The following is a 19,636-nucleotide window of genomic DNA, read 5'->3' as shown; positions in this document are numbered from 1 at the left end:
TCGGAATGCTATCGAACGTGTATTTTGGGAGATAGAAAGACGAACATCATCGTTCGCAAATAGTTTCAGCAATGTCGCGCTCGAGACAGTTCAAGACTGGCTCGAAAGCTTCGCCGTCTACCACAATTCACGCCAAACTTAACGCGACCCTCATCCCCGTCCGTCGCAGTCGCAAGGCTAAAACAGGCTCGTGTTTATACTCTATACAAGAAACGCAGGTGCGAGCGCTATAGAACAATCAAAAAATGTACGCTAGGGCCTCTCGAGTCGAGAAAGTCGACTCCTTGTACGACTCGCTGGCGCGGGTCACCAGATCATCTCTGTCAACGATATCGAGACGACGCTGGAGGTCCCCCCAAACACCGCTCGCGAGGTCGCCTCCCGGCTCACCGAGAAGGGCTGGCTCGACCGGCTCTTCCCGGGCACGTATCTTATTGTGCCACTCTCGGCCAGCGAGGAGGCCGTGTACACAACCCACCAGTACCTCATCGCCACCCACGTCGCCGAGCCGATGTACATCGGCTACTACAGTGCGCTCAGCCACCACGGGCTGACCGAACAGGTCTCCCGGACGGTATACGTCATCACACCGACCCGAGCGCAAAGCCGAGAGATCCACGGCGTCCCGTACCGCGTCACGACAGTCACCGAGCGGAAATTCCTCGGATACGAGCCGACATCTATTGAGGGCACGACCGTTCAGGTCAGCGATCTAGAGAAGACGCTGGCCGACTGTGCGGATCACCCCGAGTTCTGTGGTGGGCTCCGGAAACTCGCAACCGCGATGCGAACTGCCGACGAACGGGGCTGTGACTGGGAGGCCGTCGGCGAGTACCTCGAACGTCTCGACAACGGCGCTGCGACCAAGCGGATCGTCTACCTCGCCGATCAGCTGGGTATCGGTCTCCCCGCTCGCGAGGAACTTGTCGAGTCGTTCACGAGTGGCTATTCCGCACTAGACCCGACGCGACCCGAAACCGGATCGACTGACAGCACGTATCGACTTCAGATCAACGTTGAGCCAGCCACGTTGGAAGCATCGGACCCCTAGTGGATTTGTTCACTAAACGGAGCACTTCGCTGTGTGGTCGGCTATTTATTTATCAATTGTTGCGCAACAACAGACAGTGTCTGAAATGGCGAAACAGGATATAACAGTCTGTATCGATGCGTATCCCGATACGGATACCGATGTTTTTCGTATCGGCGCCGCAGACAACATTCTTCGACTGCTCGCCGACGCCCACGATACGGAGTTTACGATCCCAGAACTCGTCGACGCCACAGGAGTCACGCGCTCAACGGTGTGGCGGGCTGTCGATCTGCTCGACAGTATCGGTGCGGTGATCACTGCGTCGCCTTTCCTGATTCCTGACCTGTTATCCCCATCCGCCTCTGCTAATTTTACCGAGTATTTCTCCACCCTGACAGGAAATACTAGGATTCATGCCCACCACCAGACACGACTCAGTCAAAGCTTGTACTATTTGCCGCTCCTCACCCATTTCGCTACCTTCCAAACGGACATCCCTTGTATATTTGACCCGCTCGCGTGTCGATTGACGGACCGGAGTGTTCGGTCGACACCTCTGTATATCGGTGAACAACTGTTTCAGGCGCTGAAACACCGATATTATTTATTTGTCCTTACCGCTGGAACGTCGGTTTGAGATGAACAACACTAGCAGACGAACCTTCCTAACGGGTGTCGGTGGACTGGCGCTGACGGGCGTTGGATCGACCGCTGGCCGAGCGACAGCCCGTTCACGCAAGCAAGGGTCACGTACCGCTCCTAGGACGGTGTCCCCCGAAATGAGCGATCTCGAGTCGGTTGTCGAAGAGACGTTGGCGTCTCAGCTCGGCGACGCTGCTCCCGGGGCGACGGTTGCGATTGTCAACAGCGACGAAATCGCCCTTGCAAAAGGATACGGCCACGCCGATGTCGAAACGGGGAGGCGTATAGATAAGAAAGCGACAGCCACCCGCATCGGGTCAGTCTCGAAACTCGTAACCTGGACGGCAGTGATGCAAGGCGTACAGGATGGCGTTCTTGAGTTGGATGCTGACGTTAATAGCTATCTCGAGGACTCCCCTGTCACGATCCCTGACACGTATGCTAACCCGGTGACGCTTCGGCACCTCGGAACCCACACTGCCGGGTTCAGCGTCGTTCCCAACCCCGGACTCGTCACGAACTCGGAAGCACTCCCCCGCCTGGAAACGGCGCTTGTCGAGGATCAACCGGATCGGATCCGCCCGCCAGACGAGGCTGTCGCGTACTCCAACTGGGGTGCGACGCTAGCCGGCCACATCGTCGCCGAAGCATATGATACGACCTTCGAGGAGTACGTCCAGTCAAACATCTTTGATCCACTCGGAATGAAACACAGCACGTTCGACCAGCCGGTTCCCGCTGACCACCCCGGCAATCTGGCTGCCCCACACGATTCGAGTGGCGACGGAATTACTCGGGCGGATCCGGTATATATCAACTGGAGACCGGCCGGATCGATGAGTGCGACAGCGCTCGATATGGCTGCGTTTATGCAAGCGCACCTCGGGTACGGGACCGACGCGATACTGAACAGCGAGACGATGGCGACGATGCACAGCCGACAATACGGACGTCATCCGGCGGTCAACGGCTTGCGATACGGGTTCTTCGAGTACGGTTCCCCCAGTACATCGTACATCGGCCACTCGGGCGGGACCGTCTACTACACTGCTTGGCTTGGGCTTCTCCCAGACCACGATGTCGGAGTGTTCATCGGTTTCAACGGCCCGGGGGACCCAATCACCCCCGCCGCCGAGATCCTGGCCGAATATGACCTGTTCGCTGAAAGCCTGACGCCAGATCCGACCACGGGCCGAGCGAGCCGCGAGCGCGCTGAGGCGGTGGTAGGTGAATACAAGTCTACGGGTTCCTCTTTTGAAAACGACTGGCGTCAAGTGCTTGGATTGTTAAGCAGACTATCTGTTGACGCAACTGATGATGGTGGTCTCGTCACCCAGACCATGGGAGGCGACGCCGTCGAGTGGGTTGAAACCGAGCCGTATGTCTATCACGAACGTAATGGGGACGATGTCTTGGCGGTAGATGTCGTGGATGGGCGTGTCAGACAGCTATATCTTAACAGTCAACCATCGACTGCCTTCCTACCGGTCACGACGCCTAACCAGCGCGCGGTCACGCTCGGAGCTGTCGGGGCCGCAGTCGGAGGATCCGCTCTTTCTCTCGCCGGGTGGGCGGGGGCCAGCGGGTGGCGGCGTCTCAATCGCTCCGGCTCTGGTGGCGACAGCAAATCCACAGCCACCGACGAGACGACTCAACCCGATAGTGGTGAGGAGGGGTCGCAGTGACGACTCCTCAGTCACCGTCTGACTCTGACGAAGCAACAAGGGAGAAACGGATGGAAATCTCCCTCGGACAGCGGGTACGGAACCCTGCGTGGCTTGGCCGGGCCTCAGCTGTCGGACTCTGTGTCACATTACTTGTGTTCGCCGGGAGTTTCGTTTTCACACTGATGAACCTCGACCAATTCACACTGCTCATCGTGCCGGCTTGGCTGCAAGTAGTGCTCGCACTCCCGTATGTCGTTGCGGTGTTCACATTCGGCACCATCGCCGGAGCAGTCTCAGGCTGGAGACACTCACGCTGGTCGCTGGCTGCGAGGATCCACCAAACGGTACTTGCAGGGCTAGCGCTCCTGTTCATCTGGCAGCTAACCGTCCTCGGATTCTTGCCGTGAGTGCCACCAGGCCGGCTATTATCTTCCCTGACGGCGATAGCAGGCTATCCAACAGTATATAATAAATCTAACATATTTTAGCGGCTAGATCGATATATGGCTGTAGTAAGCGTCTTAATACCCGAGGATTTGCTTGAGCGGATTGATCAGTTTGCCGACGACCACGGATACACTGGTCGAAGTGAGGTGCTCCGAGAAGCGAGCAGGAAATTAATGGGTGAATTCGAGGACAAGAAACTCGACGGCCGCGAACTGATGGGAGTGGTCACCGTGTTATTCGACTACGAAACGACGACCGTTGAAGCGAAAATGATACACCTCCGCCATGAATATAAAGATACTGTCGCTTCGAATTTCCCCACTGAAACTCGATTTCTACTAATAGATTACAACGGATCGGATGAGTTGTGTTTCGTAGTACGACGCATCGAACGACTCAATCTGCTCACAAGGTTATCGCGTGAATCTGTCTTATCAGGAATATCGACTTGGAGGCAATTATTCGACCGCGAGAGCGGACGGTTCACACCGAGCGAACAAGGAGTTTGTGAACCCTAATAACCCAACGCTCAGGATTCCTCCGGCTTCAGCCGGGAGGGGGGATGTCAAATACTCAGACGCCGAATATTGGGTATCTGAGACGTATCTCCATGATGGTTCTCTTAGACAAAAATGGCTCTGTTGAAATCCTCAGTAAGTGATACAGTCTACTGCGGTCACAGTCACTACAACCTACGATGTCACCATCTTTTTTTCATTCTCTTGTAGTTGGGTGAATGCTTCTGCCAGGGTCGCAAGAATGAGTAGCGAAAACGGGAGTCCAACAACACCTGACAGCAGGATTCCTATTGCTTCCCCAGCAAGAGCACTAACTACTAACGATGTTATGGCTGTTAACATACCTGAGATGAGCCCAATCCCAGCGACAATTACTATAAATAATCCGAATAGTCGCAGCCAATGGCCGCGCGTTAGCTGCCAGCTATTTCGAAAACCGGCGATGAAGTTCTTGTCTTCTACCGCGACATACATGATCATGAAAATGAACGCGACGTATGCGATAATCCCGGGAATAACAAAGAGCACTGATCCGACGAACATGAGAACCGCGTATATGAGCCCACCAACAAGTGAGTTTACGAGGACCGGCGCAATATTTCGCGTGTAGTACTCTGACGGAATTGTCCGTGTATGACCGCCGACAAGCGTTCGAATCGTGACAATCGTGAGCCATTGAAGCCCTAGCAACATGAGGATGGCTGCGCTCACGGAAACGGCAAGCGGAGCGTCGATCGCTGGGAGAGCCACGTTCTCTGTCGGCGTACCTGACTGCTCAAGCCCCGTGACGACAGCGCTATAGAATGGAATCTGCCACGCAGCCCCGAGCATCAAATATGCGACCATCAACAGCAAGCCGTTACGATTCGCGACACGACGGATTCCTCCAACAAGCGACGAACTAATTTTGAGTGTCACGCTGATCCATCTCGTGTCGATTTGATACATTGTACTGACGCGTTTCACGATCTGAAACTCGGCGTTTCATGTCTGTTGTTGCGGGCTGTGTAACACGGCCCCCAATTATTTTCTAGAGTGCTCTGTTGAATCCGATGACGACACGAGGTTCGCGATCTCTGAAGTGACGATAATCTCACTTTTTGTCGTCAAGGAGGTGGATCGATCCACCCAGCTATCTCGATCTTCTCCCCCTNAAGAGTACATCTCTGAATTCTCTCGGCAGCGCACCTGACCCGAGTACAGAGTGACCCGATCCGACGCCTTCTGCGGATTCAACAGAGCATTCTAGAGAGAACGGCTTCCGGTATGGAACGCAAAGCGCTCGCGGCGTTCGGCCTGCTTGCGCTCGTTGCGCTCGCAGGCTGCTCAGCAACAGGATCGTTATCGATGAAGACCGCGGACGACGCGGAGATAGCAGAAGCCGCCAGCCGGCCAGCCGTCGTGGACAATCCGGCCCCCGACGATCAGGGAGTGGTTCGGGAGGCGATCCAGGACGGCTCGGGGACAGCCACGGCTACTGACCCGCCAGTCCAACAGGGGCTGCCGCTCGCATACGAGGGTAGCTACTACGAGATCGACTGGAACGTCACCGGCACCGAGCCGGGTACCGCGTTCGCCGTCGGCGTCGATCTCAACGGGACGGCGCCAGCCGACGAGACAGTCGGCTTCGAGGAACTCTCCGAGCGTGACCGCCGGCTGCTGGGTGACCTACTCACGGCTATGAGCGAGCGCGAGGTCCGGCTCAGGCCCGGCCCCGAAGTTGCCATCCCAGAGGAGTACACGATGCCGGAAACCAACGAGAGCGTGTTGTTGTCCGGCGAGTACAGCGCTGTTCGGCACAACGGCACCGTCTACCCCTTCGTGCTGGAGGAACGTAGAGAGGCGACGCTGACCCGCTACTATTACACCGTCAGTAGGGTCGCCGACAACACCACCGCGTACGCTCAGCAGCTCCGCGGTGAGCACCTATTCAGGCTGTCGGGGCTCTCTGAGACGGAGCGGTCAGTGGTGAACGACGCGATCGACGGCGTCTACTACGCCGAGGACACCGACGACGAAGCGTTCCGGTCCGTAATGGAGCGGTTCTCGCCAGAGTCGGCGATCGAGGCCGACGGCTCCGACGGTACTTGGCTGGTGCGCTACGATGGGCAGGTGTACGTCGCGGAACTCTCATACGGGGGGTTCGACTAGAACGACCGGCCCGTTCACCGAATCAGCGGACGCGTTCGGTGATCACCTCGGTTGAGGCTTGAAACACTATGTCACCTCGTGGGACTCGCGATCAACATACAGCAGAACGGCTCTGTTTACATCCTTAACAGGCGACATACTCCGCCGCAGCTGTTGTTAATACAGGTGATCCACATACCGACACACAGTACGGATCTACCTATATTGTGTCAGAAACCCGGTGCGAGATCCAGAGGGCGTAGTCAGCACCTGAACGATGTTATTTTCCCCGTCTATATCCTGAATCAGCCGGTAGAATTCGTGTGTATGTGTTGCGCAGTGAGAAATACGCCGAAATTAATATTCAGTAGTCTAAACAATTACCAATATGTCGAAGCTGTCTCTGATAAGTATAATACTGGGGATTGTGCTGCTCGGAGTTGCTGGATACATGGCATACTCTCAGCAACAAAGCCTTTCATCCGGGGTACAGATTGAAGCCACGGTAGAGAACACAGAAGTCACCATGGATTCCTCAAAAAAGGGGGACAGGTACCCCCCCCACGTCACTTACAGCTACACGTACAATGGAACCCAATACACTTCCGACAACATCAGACCGGGAATAGGAACAAAAGCGTCCGACACAAGGACTGCCGCGGAAGACAGAATTGACCAGTACAATGTCGGGGAGACAACCACGGCCTATGTCGTGCAAGGCTCACCCTCGAAATCGTATCTTAACAAAAAGAGTAGCCCTCTACCACTTATATTCGGCCTCTTAAGCCTATTCCTGATCGGAAGACCAGTCTACAAATCCGTCGCTTCTTAACTTCGAACCGCTCTGTTAGGGTGATGTCCTTCCGCTTGGTTGCTGAATCACNTGATCGGAAGACCAGTCTACAAATCCGTCGCTTCTTAACTTCGAACCGCTCTGTTAGGGTGATGTCCTTCCGCTTGGTTGCTGAATCACGGACGGAAACGCAATTGTTTCCTAGAGGCATTCTATCAAACGATTTCACCGCCAGAGACACTCCGAACAGGTTTAATCTAAAACCACATCAATAGCAATACGCCTTCCAACGATGAATCGACATATGCGTTCGTCATTCGACTCCGTTACACGACGTCGAGCGCGCTTGCAATCGGTGCCAGCGCCGCCGTAGCGTCCACCGCCGGCTGCTCGACAGTGCTTGACGCAATCGGCAACCGAGTCTTCGAACAGGTCAACCTCCTCAACCAGCTGAATCAGGAAGTCAGTGGATCAATCGAGATCGTAGATCCTGACGACGAGACGGTTCTCGATACCTCGTTCGACGTCCCCTCTACCGAGTCAGACGGTGAAAGTAATATCGTCGCCTACGCCGACGTATGGACCACCACCGGTGAGTACCAAGTTGACTTGGAGCTCGCTGATACCGTGATAGCAGGGACTTCACGACTGAATCAGCAATTTTCGATTACCAGTACTGAAGAGGAACTCGTCGCTATCTCTATTGGCACAAGCGACGAGAATGAACCGATCGCGCTTCGAGTCGGAGAGTCGTTCTCGGACCTCGGGCAGACAAACGAGACCGGCTAACCGGTATCAAGGAGTTCTGCGAGTGTTCGTTCGACAGCGGGCTCTTAATCAGTATCAACAACAAATAACACAAAGCGTCCGGCTGTGTGTACCAATACTGTTACCGGGAGTCCGATTGCGGCTGCTACCACGGTAACTGAGAGTATCGTCGGAACATTACTCACTGAAACCGCTAGTCCGAGCATTGTGAGGAGTCCGCCAATGAACGTTCCCGCCGCGACTGTCTCTATCGTTCGGATGCTATCATAAGCTAGCGTCCGCGCACTGCGGTCTCCGACGAACGGGACTCCCCGGCGATCTACCTCTAAGTATGCGTAACTGAGTAGTCCGACTGCCAGACCGAGTAGTAAGACGGTACAGAGGAGAACAATGGCGGTTCCGCCAGCGAGTATCGACGCTTCTCCGCCGATCGCTGCCAATGACCCGAAGGCCAAAAGTGGGATGGCAAGCGCTCCGAGCGCTAACGCCACGACGGAAATCCCGGCCCAGATGTAGAGCCCATTCCGTGACAGCCACGTGTACGCCCGATCCGAGTAAGAGTCGGGGTGAGACGTAGCTTGGTCAATCACGGAGCTAGGCCCGTCCGTTGAGGCGTCGTCTGTCATACCGGCTGATCGGTCGTCTCCCGTATACTTCCTGTTCCGTGTCTCGGGCGGAGAAACACAGCTGAAATCAATGTCTCTGTGAAGCTTCCAATGGCACTGCTGTCGCGGTCACTGTGTCAGTCCTGTATCACTCGCGTCGTAGCGACGAATGTGACAGTTTTCGTCGAGATCGAACTCAACTGACCCGCCAGCGAGAGGGACTATAACCCGGGCGGCGGTCGGCACCGCTTCACCGGTACGTACGTTGCTTACTTCCGTAAGACTGTGCGGGCCGATCTGCGCATCACGCGGACGCAGGCCGTGCGTCGCGTACAGTGCCTCAACGGCGTGATGGCCGAGAACCGTCTGTGCGATTGGGATCGGATACGACAGCCAGCAGGTGTCACATGCCGCGGTGGCATATGGTACGTCTTGGTAGAGATACGTCTCTGGAACGGAGTTGCGGGGAAGCGACAAATCCGCCGCTCCCCAACAGTGCGGGCAAACCCCGTTACGCAAGAGTCGGACATCACACGCGTGGTTTCGGAGCGTGGAGTCGATAACTGCGTCTAGTGATCGGTTTTCAGTGGCTCGCGGCGGTGTCGGGTACGCCACAGCGGCGCCGTGGTTTGGACAGCCGACATACAGGTGGTGCTCTCGGTACGCTGCGACGAGATTCCGATCGCAGTGGGGACACTCATATTCCGTCTCCTGCTGCTCGATCTCGTACTGTTTGTCGTCATTTTGCGTTTTATAACTCCCCGCCCGAATTGCGGCGACGATCTCCAAGGCAGCTATTCGAGGGCGGTACCGCCCGTCCACCTTCTGGATGAAACCGTCTTGAAGTCCAGACAGGTGGTAACTGAATCGGCTTGTGTCCTCGACGCCGACTTGCTCTCGTAACTCAGAGAATGTTGGCCACCCGGACGACCACGCTTCGTCGTACTGATCTGCGAGAGTTAACAGGATACGGACCCGAGTCTCGTCGGTCAGCGCCGCATACGCTGACTCTCTCGCTTCACTTTCACCCGTCATTGTGTACAGTAGTGCTGTTGTTTCCGCTCGGGTATCTGATTTGTTACTGAATCAACTTAATAGTCGTCCAGATAACACTTACTACGCAGTCACCCGTTCCGTACCTATGATCGATTTGCCCTCCACGCTAGAAGCGACCGTTCCGAATCAACTTAGTGATGAGACTGGTGTTGCCAGTGCGGTGGCGTTTCTCGCCCTCACGATACCGATAACCATCGTGTTGAACTTGGCTGCCTCACTCGCTGCTGTCTCAGCTGTCGGTTCTGATGCCGGGGAGACGCTCATATTCATCGCTGGAAGCATCGCGACCGAACTTTCATTTCTGCTCGTTGGCATCGGGTACGTTTCATTTCGCTCGTCGTTCCAGGTTCCGATTCACGTTCCAGACCGAGACACCGTCCCTGCTCTCATCGGCGGACTGGGGATGAGCTTCGCGACCGCGTTCCTCTCGCTTGTAAGCACTGACGCGGTTCTTCCGAGCGTCGAACTCTCTCCTGGATTTATGCAGTACACAAACCTTGCGGCACCGACGGGTGTCGGCCTCGTCATCGCGGCAGTCCTGTCGCTAGCGCTGATCGGTCCTGTCGAGGAGTTCTTTTTCCGGGGCGTCATTCAGCAGCGACTCCGTGCGTCGTTCTCGGCTAGAATCGCCATCAGTACGGCCGGCCTCGTGTTTGCGGTGTTTCACGTCTATCCGGTCCTCCTCCTGTCGCCGCCGATCGCCGCAGTTGCTCACATGACGCTTTATTACTCTGTGATGGGAGGGATATTCAGTTGGGTGTTCGAACGGACGAGTACCTTCGTCGCGCCTGCGCTCGTTCATGGTGTTTTTAACTCCGTGATCTTCGTCGTGCCCCTGCTCACCTAAGATCTAGTGGATTCGCGTTTCTGGGGTTGAAACACTGCTCTGGGATTAACACTCAAAAGGGTAAACCGTTGAGGTAGCCGCCGGTCGGAGGCGGTATTTAAATAAGTATCCGATTGATATGCTTTGTTGAATCCGATGATGGCGTCGGTGTCACTGTTTGAGAGCTTGTTCGAGGCTGTAGACTGTGGCGGTCAACACGAGTTCATGGAATTCGCGGTACCAAGCGCGAGGGTGGACAGCGGGGCCGAACCGATGCTTGATGGCCGAAAAGGCAGTCTCGGCCATCCAGCGCTGGCCGTATAGCTCGCTGTCCAACCGTGCGTTGTGCGCGTGATCGTACGCAGCAAACAGCCGGTGCCGCAGCAGGGGCCGGACGCCCTCTGAACGGAGGGCGTCCCGGAGAGATTGGTCGTCATAGCCTTTGTCGCCAGCGAGACTCTCGATCTTCGCGGTGTTGTGAAGGGCGACTCGACGGACAGTCTGCGTGTCGTGGGGCCAGTGTGCCGAGCAGTGAAGATCGAGGATGGCACACGAGTTTGTATCGACGAGCGCCGTCGTTTTGAGCGTGCGTATGTGGCGCTCCGAGCGGTTTTGGTAGTGTCTCGATGCCGTTTCGCGGTCGAAGAATGTGGCATCGATGGCACCGTGCGAGCCCGGATCGCAGATCCTTGCGGACTCCCGAGGGAACCCTCGCCACACAGACATGGGCACCCTCTCAAACGACCGGTACAGCGTTGAGGGTGCGGGAAATGCCGTTCGAGCGAGTTGTAACAGCCCACGAACGCGATCNGGCACCCTCTCAAACGACCGGTACAGCGTTGAGGGTGCGGGAAATGCCGTTCGAGCGAGTTGTAACAGCCCACGAACGCGATCCATCTCACTCGCCCAATCAACGATCTCGCGGTACGTCGCATCCATGTGAATCCGCAAAAAGTGGAGCGTGACATGCTTCCAGCCGGGAAATCCGTGGCCAGTCGGATCACTCACCGCCGTTGGACTGGCGGCACAGCGCTTTTGAGCCAGCGACGCGGCTTGCTTAACGAAGCGGAAGAGTAGGTTGGACACATTCGGCTCTTCCGCTTCGCTTCCACCTTTACAGCGACGCTATCCCGCCGCCTTCTGCGGATTCAACAGAGCAAACAAGACAAACCGCCGGTGTTTGTTCTCGTGGATCGCGGCACCGAGCAGCGGTATCTCGTGCCGGCGAAATCCGCAGACGAATCGACGATCNTTTGTTCTCGTGGATCGCGGCACCGAGCAGCGGTATCTCGTGCCGGCGAAATCCGCAGACGAATCGACGATCCGGCTCCTGCTGGCTGGACGCCAACAGGAGCCTCTCACCGTCTATACCGACGGATTTCGCGCGTACGATACACTCGAAGAAGACGAGAGTTTTGAGCGTGAATACGTCGTTCACGGTGACGGCGAATACGCCGACGACACGATCCACGTGAACACGTGCGAGAGCCACCGTCGCGCCAGCGACGCGTGGCTCTCGCCGCATCGAGGCATCTCAAACGATCGCCTCACACAGTATTTCTGAGTGTTCCAACTCAGAGGAGAGCTCTACCGCAAACCCGGACGAGAAGCACTCAAACACGCCGTCAAAGCAACTCTCTGAAATCAACAATGTGCTACAAAAGAGCGTTTGTACACTCGGTGGTGGAATTCTCATTAACTATCGAGTACATGCTTGTACGTTGCGGCGATGGGATAGTTCCATCCCCGTCCGAGTGCCTTCTGGGTAATACGGAGTGGCGGTGGCGTCTGTCGTCGTTTAAATTCAGCATGAGTAACCCGCTTGAGGGCTTCGTCAACGACGTGGTCAGGATACCCTCGCTGGATCGATTCTGCGTTACTGCCCCCCTCGATGTACTGGTCCAGAATGGGATCCAGAACCTCATACGCCGGAATTTCTTCCTCGTCGGCCTGCCCGGTGCGTAGTTCTGCGGTTGGTTCCTTCTCGATCACTGACGTCGGGATGACCGACGATGATCCGGTTGAGGTAAGCGTATCGTTGAACCCCTCGGCGAGTTCGTACACCAGTTGTTTGTAACAGTCACCGAGCGGAGCGAGCGCACCCACGGCGTCACCGTACAGCGTACAGTAGCCGATCGCGGCCTCACTCTTGTTATCGGGCGTAAGCACGAGCCCATCCCGCTGATTTGCGATCCCCATGAGAATGGTACCACGGATCCGCGCTTGGATGTTTTCAGCTGCGACACCGCTGAGTGATGCGTCGTTCGCATCAAGCGTCCCGGATATCGTCTCTATCGTCGTTCCAATCGGGATTACATCGAATTCAATCCCCAAGTTTGTCGCTACTGTTCGGGCGTCAGCGATGCTTTGTTCACTCGTGATCTCACTCGGAAGCGACACACCGTAGACGCTGTCTTTGCCGAGCGCGGCTACCGCAAGGGCGGCTGTGACAGCGGAATCGATCCCACCAGATAGGCCGATGACCGCTTCCCCAAACCCGGTCTTTTCGAAATAATCACGAACCCCGAGCGTGAGCGCCTCGCGAGCCTGTGTGGCACGAGTTTCTGACTCGTATCTCGAAGCAGCTGTGTTACTATTGATCGGAACGTCAACAACTGCTGTGTCGGATTCGAATCCGGCTAGCCGCTCGTGGACCTCTCCCTCAACGGTGACCAGCGAGTGGCCGTCAAAAACCAACTCGTCGTTGCCACCGACTTGATTGGCGAAGACAACCGGACACCCCGTCTCAGCGGCGTGTGTTGTGAAGCGATTCTCACGGCGAGACGGTTTGTTGAGGCTGAATGGGCTCGCGGATAGCGTGACAATGAGTTCCGCGCCGCTCGCAGCAGTGTCCTCTAGCGGCGTCTCGTCGTGGCGCTGTGTCCCAGTCACCTGAACGTCTTGCCACGCGTCTTCACAAATTGTGATTCCTACGGATGCGTCTCCAACATCCACGACCAACGGCTCGCTTCCGGGGCGGAAGTAGCGATGTTCATCGAAAACGTCGTAGGTTGGGAGTAATCGCTTATGATACGTCTCGCTCCATTCCCCATCGCGTAACACGACCGCAGCGTTGTGGATCGGTGCGCCCGTCTCATGATCGGTCCTGACCGCGGCACCAACAATCAGTGGCGGCCCGCCATCGGTTTCCGAAGCAAGCTCGTTAAGTACAGATTCCTGCGTATCGAGTATTCCTGATCGGTGAAGCAGGTCGCGGGGCGGATACCCCACCAACGAGAGCTCGGGTGTGACAACGAGATCCGGCTCAGCATCCAGTAGCTCTCTGTACTCGTAGGTGAGCCTGTCACAGTTTCCGACGACATCTCCAACGACAGGATTGTGTTGTATAATTCCTATTTTCAACTTCTCTTCCATTCTTCTATAGAAACTTCGACCGAACGCTAATAAAAACTGAACCTATTATAGTATCTCTCTCGAAAACAAACAGCCACGGCGTTTGAGATCTCGAGGTGCCATATCAGACGCAGTCGTTCTTAACAGAAGTTCTCTTGAGATACACTTCGATAGCGGGGTGACCCGGTACGAACCAGATCATAAATCATATGTCGCAATAGAAATTTGGGAGACTACTCGATCGCGTAGCCCCACTCTTTGAGTAGTTCCGCGACCTCGTCGACGTGCTCAAGGCCGACCAGAAGCGCGGCTTCGCGGAGGTCGGCCTGTCTCTTATACACATCTNATGTGTATAAGAGACAGTCTCTCGACCGTCTGTGATGCTGTTCCGTCGGTGGATCCACGGCAGTTGTGGGGTGGAAGACTCTTTTCTTACCTCTTGAGTCGCATCACGGGAGCTCCTCGGGTCCGGTTCCGAAACTGGCTCCTGGCTGTCTTCACGACCGCCCGTATCATTCTCTTGGTCGTCCGTTTCCTCACCCCAGTCGTCGTCCGCTGCGCCAGATTTGAAGCCACCCATTAGGCCTTCACCTCGGGTTCATCTTCGTCAAGCGTACCCGGCTCTGGTGGGTTCGGTGCCTCGATTCCGCCTTCCTTTTCGACGAACCGCGCAATCTCGTCGAACTGCGCGAGTGTCTCGACTTCGTAATCACGGCGCCGGCTCCGATGCTCGCGGACGTAGCGGAATGCTGAACACTGCTGCCGCCAGCAGCCCTCCATCATCGACGTCCGGTCGCCGATCACCGCGGGGACCTCATACGGAATTTCTTTGAGCAACTCCTGTTGGTCACTGGTCCCTTTGACCCCAACTGGCACGGCGCCGAGAACGCCGACGTTGATATTCAGTTGCTCGGCGAAGTTTTTCGCTAGGTCCTCCAACCCCCGGACCGCTGCCTGTCCCTTGGCTGACGGCTCGACCGGAAGTAAGAGATTCCGCGTCGCGTAGATCGCGTTGTAGAGATGCGGCCCCTCGGTTGCCGGCGGGTCGACAATGACGACGTCGTACTCCTGCGGGACATCCGCTTCTTGGAGGACCCGTCGCAACTGCGCGTGGATATTGTATGATTCACCGAAGTCCTCCGCCTTCTGCTTCTCGCGACGGAGGTGATCTTGAAGATCCGCCAATGCGTTGTGTTCGGGGATAATGTCGATCCCCTCGACGGTGTGGATGAGATCGGTAAACGGCCCGCGTGGTGAGCCGACCATGTGCCGGACAAGGTTGTCTGCCGATGCGTCTGCCCGGTCGACATCAACGCCGAACAGCCGGCTCAAGTCGCCATCCTGTGGATCGAGCGGGACGACGAGGACGTCCAGACCTGCTCGGCGATGCGCGACGGCTAGGTTGGCGGCAAGCGTCGTCTTTCCGACGCCACCAGCCTCAGAGTATACCGTGTACGCGAGCATGGTCGTAGATGACTGCCGAAGCTGATAAAGTTATGTCAGACACATATCTAAGACACTCATATTAGAAGCTTACCTTAGAAATGTATCTAAGACACATATCTAGGACACTTGTCTGAGACACTAATCATAAGCTCTTGGGTAGGGTACCGGGGTGTTGAACACTACAACGATTCTCGTGAACGTCTCAGTCCAACAGGTCGATAACGCCTTGGGGCGTCGCGACGTAGTACTCTCCGTCGAGTTCAGTGTCCAACTGCTCTTCAAACTCGGCGACATGGACGGCGTCAAAATCAGCGTCTGGGACGACTAACACCCGCAGATATTCCGGAATCGAGAAATCCTCGATCTGCGATTTCGCTTCCGAGTCATTCTGCTCGATGGAGTTGCCGCTCTCGACCTCGATGATGTGGCTGTTCTTCTGTCCCGACTTGACGACGACGTCCCGGATGTGCTGTTCTGGAGCGTTGTCGAGGTCGTCGAACGCGCTCCGTGGGTTCTGATACTCTCTATCGATGTGATCGACGTACAGGGTCGCGTTCTGCGGGAGCTTTGATTCGAGGTTGTTGGCTGTCTCTTTGACAACTTCGTCGTGGTCCTTGTCTGTGTCTAGAAGGACTGCCGCACCGAGCAAGGTTGCTGCGCCGACGCACTGCCAGATCATATAGAATTGTAGGCTGGGTCAGAATTCAACCGAAGGTGACCAATGTGAAACTGAAGCCTTTGCTTATAATTCTCTCCAGTAAATTCACTCCTCGGTAGGGAACACCTCGTGAAGCGTGTGATGGGAATCCCCCAAGTCGTCGAGGAACGACTCGCCCGCGTCGGCGAGTCGAGCCAGCGATCTCTCAGCGTCTCGAACGGCCACAAGGCGGCCTCGGGTGTACGCGTATTCGGGATCGTCCGAGTCGAGGGTTGCGACTTCTTCCTCCAAGTCGACGAGTGTAGCGTCTAGATGGCGTTGGAGTTCCGCTACGGATTCGGCTCCCGCGAGCGCGGCGATCGGTGTGTTTTCGTTCAGTTTATCACCGAGTTCCTGCTCTGCGTGGCGTCGAACGGCGTCGTCCGAGGTTCCGAGGGTGTTCATAAGCCCGAGTCGCAGGGCTTCAATTTCGTCACAGCTCATCGTGGGTCGAAGTCTGATTGTACATCATAGCGTTTGGTGAACGAGGTCGCTAACGATTCGGTCCCGCTCGATGGCGGAGACGATTCGGTCGGCGTCTTCGTCGTCGCAGGTGCCGTACCATACCCCATCGGGATACTGCGCGACGATCGGGCCGTCGCCGCACTGATCGAAACACGACGATCGCGTGACGTGAACGTCCGCGTCGGCGTCTCGGGCGGCTTGGCGAAGGTTTTCCAGAACGGCTGGTGAACCGCCCGCCGCGCAGGTCTGATTCGTACAGACGGCGAGGTGTGTCTCGGGAGCGTCGTGGGCGTGCGGTTCGTCGGCGACGTCGTCGCGGTCTTCGTGTGCCTGCTGGTGGGTCAGTGCGCGGAGCATCGCGCGTGCCCCGCCCTCATCTTCCTCGTACCCGTCGAGTTCGACTTTGTACTTACACGTGTCACACGACATGTCGACCGAGTCGGTCCGCGCCTCCTGCCACCGGTCTGAGAGAACGTCCAGCAGCCGGGTGTCCGTTCCGAGCGGGTCGCCGGCCGCGGCGTCGACGTAGGGGTACTCCGCGTCGAACTCCGCGGCCCCGTCGCGGATTCGTCCGGTCAAGACGCCGTCACCGAGCATGTACGGCAACACGACGATCGCGTCCGGTCGCGTCTTCGCGACATCGTGGAGCGCCTCGTCGAGGAGCGGTTCGGTGACACCGATGAACCCGGCTTCCACCCGATCGAACGAGCGGCCCTCGTACATGAGCCTGGCGAGTTTGTGTACGTCGGCGTTCGAGTCCGGGTCCGACGAGCCCCGGGCACAGACCACGACGGCGACATCGTCTTCGTCGCGGTCGACGCCTAGCTCCGCCTCCACGTCCCGCGCTCGGTCGTCGAGGAGGTCGAGTATCGCCGGATGGATACCGAGGTTCGCGCCCGCGTGAAAGGTGACGCCCGGGTGTTCACTCCGCGCACGCTTCACGGCGAGCGGGAGGTCGTTTTTGACGTGACTGGCCGCGAAAAGTGACAACGGCACCATCGTTATCCGCGACGAACTATGTACGAGTGTACCGATGGCGTCGGGGATCGACGGTTCCGCGAGTTCGAGGAACGCGGCGTCGGTCGAAACGCCGAGACGATCCTCGAGACCGGCCGCGAGCTCGCGTACCGCCTCGTTCGACTTATCTCGACGAGAGCCGTGGCCGACGAGCAGCGCGGTCTCTTCGTCACCGATTCCGACAGCATCTGCCGCCCGGCTCATGAGTCTCCTCCGTCTGTGTCGGTCGGTTCGATGAGGCTTCCGACATCGAGACCCGCGGCCCGCTCGACGCTTCGAAGCGCCTTTCGGCGGCGGTTCGTCGCGAATAGGCCGCTATCGCCGGCCCCTTCGTAGACCCACTCGGCGAACGCGGTCGTGTCGGTGTCCGCGACGCCGAACCAGTGGCCACCCGACGACGACGGTTGCGGTTCCTCGGCGTCGAATCCCGCCGCGTCGAGCGTCGTTCGGATCCGCTCTAACAGCCGGGCGTCGTCGTGGACGAACGAGATGCCGACCGCGGCGCTCGACTCGCGGAAGCAGACGACGCCGCACGCCTCCAAGAGCCCGCGAAGTAGTTCTCGACGGTGGTCGCGAAGGGCGTCGAACCGGTACCCGCCGGGGTCCGATCCCACCGGCAACCCGAGCGCCGCGGCCGCGTTCGCCGCCAGCGTCGGGTCGATGATCTGTACCGTGTACTTGTCGGCCTGCCGGGTGACCGCCGTGTCGTGGGCGAACTCGCGTTCGGCGATTCGGTGATCGACCGTCCCGCCGCCAGCGATCGCGGCCAGCCGGCGCGCGGCGTCTTCGTCCGCGACCTCGATCTCGATCCCTTTATTTGTCACTTGGCCGCCGCCCGCGACGTGGCCCCAGAAGTACGCTGTCTCCGGGTGTCGAGCGAGCATATCGTCCGGCGTCGTCTCGGCGGTACTCATGCATCTCCCTCGCGCTCTTCGACCGTGATCGCGTCCAACGGACAGGCCGCCGCGGCCGCCTGCGCCTCGTCGATACTCTCGTCACGGAATGTCGCGGTAACCTCTTCCGTGGTGCGATCGATCGGGGCCACAGCGTCTGCTGGGTCGAACCCGACGAGCCCGCCGTCGGCCTCGACGAACCGGTCGTCCCGTACGAGACAGGCGAAAACGCCGTCACAGGCGTTCAGATCGACGGAGACGCGGTAAGCCGTCTCGCCGTCGACGGATTCAGTAGTCATACTTGCTCTCGTAGCCGCGGGGGGTGATCATCTGACCGTCCCAGACGTACGTCTCCTCGTTGCCGACGAGCAGGGTGGTCGTCATGTCGATGAGGTCGGTCTCGCCGAGCGACTTCAGTTCGCCGAGTTCGACGATTTCGACGGCCTCGTCGTCACGCCCGGCCCCGTGGACGACGCCCACCGGCGTGTCGGCCGGCCGGTGTTCCAAGAGGATCTCGCAGGCCGTCTCGAAGTTCTCGCGTCGCTTCCGACTCCACGGGTTGTATATCGCGATCGTGAACCCCTCGGCCGCGACCGCGTGGAGTCGCGACTCGATGTCTGCCATCGGCGTCAGGTGGTCCGACAGCGAGATCGACACCGAGTCGTTGACGAGTGGTGCACCGACGCGGGCGGCACACGACTGCGCGGCTGGGACACCGGGGACGACCTCGAAGTCGAGCGCCGACGCCGTCGCGCCCTTCGACTCGATTATCTCGAGCGCGAGCCCGCCGAGCGCGTACACGTTCGGGTCACCGGAGCCGACGATGGCGACATCGTTGCCCGCCAGCGCCCGGTCGACCGCTTCTTCGGTCCGAGAGACCTCGCCGCACATCGGCGTATCGTACAGCTCGTCGGCGGCCTCGGTGACGGCATCCGGAATCAGGTCGATGTACGTCGTGTACCCGACGATGTGTTCCGCCTCCAGCAGCGTCGCCTTGGCGCGCTGGGTCATCCCCTCCGGCTGCCCGGGACCGAGTCCAACGGCGAACAGCCGCCCCGGGTCGGCGTCGAAGTCGTCGGCAGTCGATCCGACCTTGTCGTCCGTCGCTCCGGATTTCGATGTACCGCACGAGGAGGAGCCACTGGAGTCGCTCGCGCCGCACGCCGGCGACGACGCGCTTGTGTTCTCCGTCGCCGCTCCGCCGTCGGTGGCCTTTGTCTCGGCGCCGCCGCAATTCGAGTTCGATTCGTCTGTCGATCCGCAGGTGGTGTCACTCATT

The 19,636-nt window shown here is 57.8% G+C and carries 19 protein-coding genes and 4 pseudogenes; 11 read left to right on the top strand and 12 right to left on the bottom strand.

Annotation, left to right across the window (positions count from 1 at the left end):
• The 6 genes and pseudogenes from C463_RS19505 to C463_RS17295 all read left to right on the top strand — a co-directional run.
• A pseudogene (locus tag C463_RS19505) lies at nucleotides 1-142 on the top strand (IS6 family transposase); the annotation flags it as partial.
• 87 nt (nucleotides 143-229) lie between these two features.
• Nucleotides 230-1,051: pseudogene (locus tag C463_RS00390) on the top strand (type IV toxin-antitoxin system AbiEi family antitoxin domain-containing protein).
• Between the two features lie 85 nt (nucleotides 1,052-1,136).
• Nucleotides 1,137-1,670 (top strand): helix-turn-helix domain-containing protein, encoded by a 534-nt coding sequence (locus C463_RS19495; protein WP_008440071.1) that lies wholly within the window; start codon nucleotides 1,137-1,139, stop codon nucleotides 1,668-1,670.
• A 142-nt stretch (nucleotides 1,671-1,812) separates the two neighbouring features.
• A complete protein-coding gene (locus C463_RS00380; protein ID WP_008440070.1) occupies nucleotides 1,813-3,360 on the top strand; it encodes a serine hydrolase domain-containing protein in 1,548 nt (515 codons plus the stop codon).
• A 164-nt stretch (nucleotides 3,361-3,524) separates the two neighbouring features.
• Nucleotides 3,525-3,749, top strand: a complete 225-nt coding sequence (locus C463_RS00375; RefSeq protein ID WP_049905346.1) for a hypothetical protein — start codon at nucleotides 3,525-3,527, stop codon at nucleotides 3,747-3,749.
• Nucleotides 3,750-3,845: 96 nt separating this feature from the next.
• Nucleotides 3,846-4,106, top strand: a pseudogene (locus C463_RS17295) (CopG family ribbon-helix-helix protein); the annotation flags it as partial.
• A 375-nt stretch (nucleotides 4,107-4,481) separates the two neighbouring features.
• Here C463_RS17295 and C463_RS00370 read toward each other — a convergent pair.
• Nucleotides 4,482-5,255: a hypothetical protein gene (locus C463_RS00370; RefSeq protein ID WP_239638832.1), complete on the bottom strand. Its 774-nt coding sequence runs from the start codon at nucleotides 5,253-5,255 to the stop codon at nucleotides 4,482-4,484.
• A gap of 318 nt (nucleotides 5,256-5,573) precedes the next feature.
• Here C463_RS00370 and C463_RS00365 point away from each other — a divergent pair, with 318 nt between their 5' ends.
• From C463_RS00365 to C463_RS00360, 3 genes are all read left to right on the top strand, one after another.
• Entirely contained in the window at nucleotides 5,574-6,458 is an 885-nt protein-coding gene (locus tag C463_RS00365; RefSeq protein ID WP_239638831.1) for a hypothetical protein, read from the top strand.
• Between the two features lie 367 nt (nucleotides 6,459-6,825).
• Entirely contained in the window at nucleotides 6,826-7,269 is a 444-nt protein-coding gene (locus C463_RS17290; protein ID WP_080510744.1) for a DUF3592 domain-containing protein, read from the top strand.
• 357 nt (nucleotides 7,270-7,626) lie between these two features.
• Complete coding sequence (locus tag C463_RS00360; RefSeq protein WP_008440059.1) at nucleotides 7,627-8,019, top strand: hypothetical protein; 393 nt, start codon at nucleotides 7,627-7,629, stop codon at nucleotides 8,017-8,019.
• Nucleotides 8,020-8,063: 44 nt separating this feature from the next.
• Here C463_RS00360 and C463_RS18280 read toward each other — a convergent pair whose 3' ends face one another.
• Both C463_RS18280 and C463_RS20245 read right to left on the bottom strand, forming a co-directional pair.
• Nucleotides 8,064-8,624: a hypothetical protein gene (locus C463_RS18280; protein ID WP_152422347.1), complete on the bottom strand. Its 561-nt coding sequence runs from the start codon at nucleotides 8,622-8,624 to the stop codon at nucleotides 8,064-8,066.
• Between the two features lie 108 nt (nucleotides 8,625-8,732).
• Nucleotides 8,733-9,638, bottom strand: coding sequence for a winged helix-turn-helix domain-containing protein (locus C463_RS20245; protein ID WP_080510743.1), 906 nt, complete (start codon nucleotides 9,636-9,638; stop codon nucleotides 8,733-8,735).
• Between the two features lie 106 nt (nucleotides 9,639-9,744).
• Between C463_RS20245 and C463_RS00350 the strand changes: the two genes are divergently transcribed.
• Nucleotides 9,745-10,506 (top strand): CPBP family intramembrane glutamic endopeptidase, encoded by a 762-nt coding sequence (locus tag C463_RS00350; protein WP_008440057.1) that lies wholly within the window; start codon nucleotides 9,745-9,747, stop codon nucleotides 10,504-10,506.
• 150 nt (nucleotides 10,507-10,656) lie between these two features.
• Here C463_RS00350 and C463_RS00345 read toward each other — a convergent pair whose 3' ends face one another.
• Nucleotides 10,657-11,382, bottom strand: a complete 726-nt coding sequence (locus tag C463_RS00345) for an IS5 family transposase (protein WP_449271956.1) — start codon at nucleotides 11,380-11,382, stop codon at nucleotides 10,657-10,659.
• Nucleotides 11,383-11,737: 355 nt separating this feature from the next.
• Between C463_RS00345 and C463_RS00340 the strand changes: the two are divergent.
• Nucleotides 11,738-12,127: pseudogene (locus C463_RS00340) on the top strand (transposase); the annotation flags it as partial.
• A gap of 53 nt (nucleotides 12,128-12,180) precedes the next feature.
• Here C463_RS00340 and C463_RS00335 read toward each other — a convergent pair.
• The 8 genes from C463_RS00335 to cobJ form a co-directional block, all read right to left on the bottom strand.
• The gene (locus tag C463_RS00335; RefSeq protein ID WP_008440042.1) at nucleotides 12,181-13,860 is read right to left on the bottom strand and encodes an NAD+ synthase; all 1,680 of its coding nucleotides are present in this window, start codon (nucleotides 13,858-13,860) and stop codon (nucleotides 12,181-12,183) included.
• Between the two features lie 558 nt (nucleotides 13,861-14,418).
• Nucleotides 14,419-15,303, bottom strand: a complete 885-nt coding sequence (locus tag C463_RS00330; protein WP_008440039.1) for a ParA family protein — start codon at nucleotides 15,301-15,303, stop codon at nucleotides 14,419-14,421.
• A 184-nt stretch (nucleotides 15,304-15,487) separates the two neighbouring features.
• Nucleotides 15,488-15,964: a hypothetical protein gene (locus C463_RS00325; RefSeq protein WP_008440038.1), complete on the bottom strand. Its 477-nt coding sequence runs from the start codon at nucleotides 15,962-15,964 to the stop codon at nucleotides 15,488-15,490.
• Between the two features lie 84 nt (nucleotides 15,965-16,048).
• Nucleotides 16,049-16,426 (bottom strand): DUF3209 family protein, encoded by a 378-nt coding sequence (locus tag C463_RS00320; RefSeq protein WP_008440037.1) that lies wholly within the window; start codon nucleotides 16,424-16,426, stop codon nucleotides 16,049-16,051.
• A 24-nt stretch (nucleotides 16,427-16,450) separates the two neighbouring features.
• A complete protein-coding gene (locus C463_RS00315) occupies nucleotides 16,451-17,668 on the bottom strand; it encodes a CbiX/SirB N-terminal domain-containing protein (RefSeq protein WP_008440036.1) in 1,218 nt (405 codons plus the stop codon).
• Nucleotides 17,665-18,378, bottom strand: coding sequence for a hypothetical protein (locus C463_RS00310; RefSeq protein WP_008440035.1), 714 nt, complete (start codon nucleotides 18,376-18,378; stop codon nucleotides 17,665-17,667). Before C463_RS00310 ends, C463_RS00315 begins: the two co-directional genes overlap by 4 nt.
• The gene (locus C463_RS00305) at nucleotides 18,375-18,656 is read right to left on the bottom strand and encodes a ferredoxin (RefSeq protein WP_008440034.1); all 282 of its coding nucleotides are present in this window, start codon (nucleotides 18,654-18,656) and stop codon (nucleotides 18,375-18,377) included. The genes C463_RS00310 and C463_RS00305 overlap by 4 nt, the downstream gene beginning before the upstream one ends.
• On the bottom strand, nucleotides 18,646-19,635 hold the full coding sequence (gene cobJ / locus C463_RS00300) for a precorrin-3B C(17)-methyltransferase (RefSeq protein ID WP_008440032.1): 990 nt from the start codon (nucleotides 19,633-19,635) through the stop codon (nucleotides 18,646-18,648). The genes C463_RS00305 and cobJ overlap by 11 nt, the downstream gene beginning before the upstream one ends.
• Nucleotide 19,636 lies beyond the last annotated feature (1 nt).

The sequence above is a fragment of the Halorubrum californiense DSM 19288 genome, assembly GCF_000336875.1.
Lineage (GTDB): Archaea > Halobacteriota > Halobacteria > Halobacteriales > Haloferacaceae > Halorubrum > Halorubrum californiense.
The sequence above is the reverse complement of the archived record's forward strand: the minus strand, read 5'-3'. Positions and strand labels throughout refer to the sequence as shown.

Coding starts and splice junctions, on each gene's coding strand:
- C463_RS19495 (WP_008440071.1), top strand. CDS start 1,137: ATGGCGAAACAGGATATAACAGTCTGTATCGATGCGTATCCCGATACG.
- C463_RS00380 (WP_008440070.1), top strand. CDS start 1,813: ATGAGCGATCTCGAGTCGGTTGTCGAAGAGACGTTGGCGTCTCAGCTC.
- C463_RS00375 (WP_049905346.1), top strand. CDS start 3,525: ATGAACCTCGACCAATTCACACTGCTCATCGTGCCGGCTTGGCTGCAA.
- C463_RS00370 (WP_239638832.1), bottom strand. CDS start 5,255: ATGTATCAAATCGACACGAGATGGATCAGCGTGACACTCAAAATTAGT.
- C463_RS00365 (WP_239638831.1), top strand. CDS start 5,574: ATGGAACGCAAAGCGCTCGCGGCGTTCGGCCTGCTTGCGCTCGTTGCG.
- C463_RS17290 (WP_080510744.1), top strand. CDS start 6,826: ATGTCGAAGCTGTCTCTGATAAGTATAATACTGGGGATTGTGCTGCTC.
- C463_RS18280 (WP_152422347.1), bottom strand. CDS start 8,624: ATGACAGACGACGCCTCAACGGACGGGCCTAGCTCCGTGATTGACCAA.
- C463_RS20245 (WP_080510743.1), bottom strand. CDS start 9,638: ATGACGGGTGAAAGTGAAGCGAGAGAGTCAGCGTATGCGGCGCTGACC.
- C463_RS00350 (WP_008440057.1), top strand. CDS start 9,745: ATGATCGATTTGCCCTCCACGCTAGAAGCGACCGTTCCGAATCAACTT.
- C463_RS00335 (WP_008440042.1), bottom strand. CDS start 13,860: ATGGAAGAGAAGTTGAAAATAGGAATTATACAACACAATCCTGTCGTT.
- C463_RS00330 (WP_008440039.1), bottom strand. CDS start 15,303: ATGCTCGCGTACACGGTATACTCTGAGGCTGGTGGCGTCGGAAAGACG.
- C463_RS00325 (WP_008440038.1), bottom strand. CDS start 15,964: ATGATCTGGCAGTGCGTCGGCGCAGCAACCTTGCTCGGTGCGGCAGTC.
- C463_RS00320 (WP_008440037.1), bottom strand. CDS start 16,426: ATGAGCTGTGACGAAATTGAAGCCCTGCGACTCGGGCTTATGAACACC.
- C463_RS00315 (WP_008440036.1), bottom strand. CDS start 17,668: ATGAGCCGGGCGGCAGATGCTGTCGGAATCGGTGACGAAGAGACCGCG.
- C463_RS00310 (WP_008440035.1), bottom strand. CDS start 18,378: ATGAGTACCGCCGAGACGACGCCGGACGATATGCTCGCTCGACACCCG.
- C463_RS00305 (WP_008440034.1), bottom strand. CDS start 18,656: ATGACTACTGAATCCGTCGACGGCGAGACGGCTTACCGCGTCTCCGTC.
- cobJ (WP_008440032.1), bottom strand. CDS start 19,635: ATGAGTGACACCACCTGCGGATCGACAGACGAATCGAACTCGAATTGC.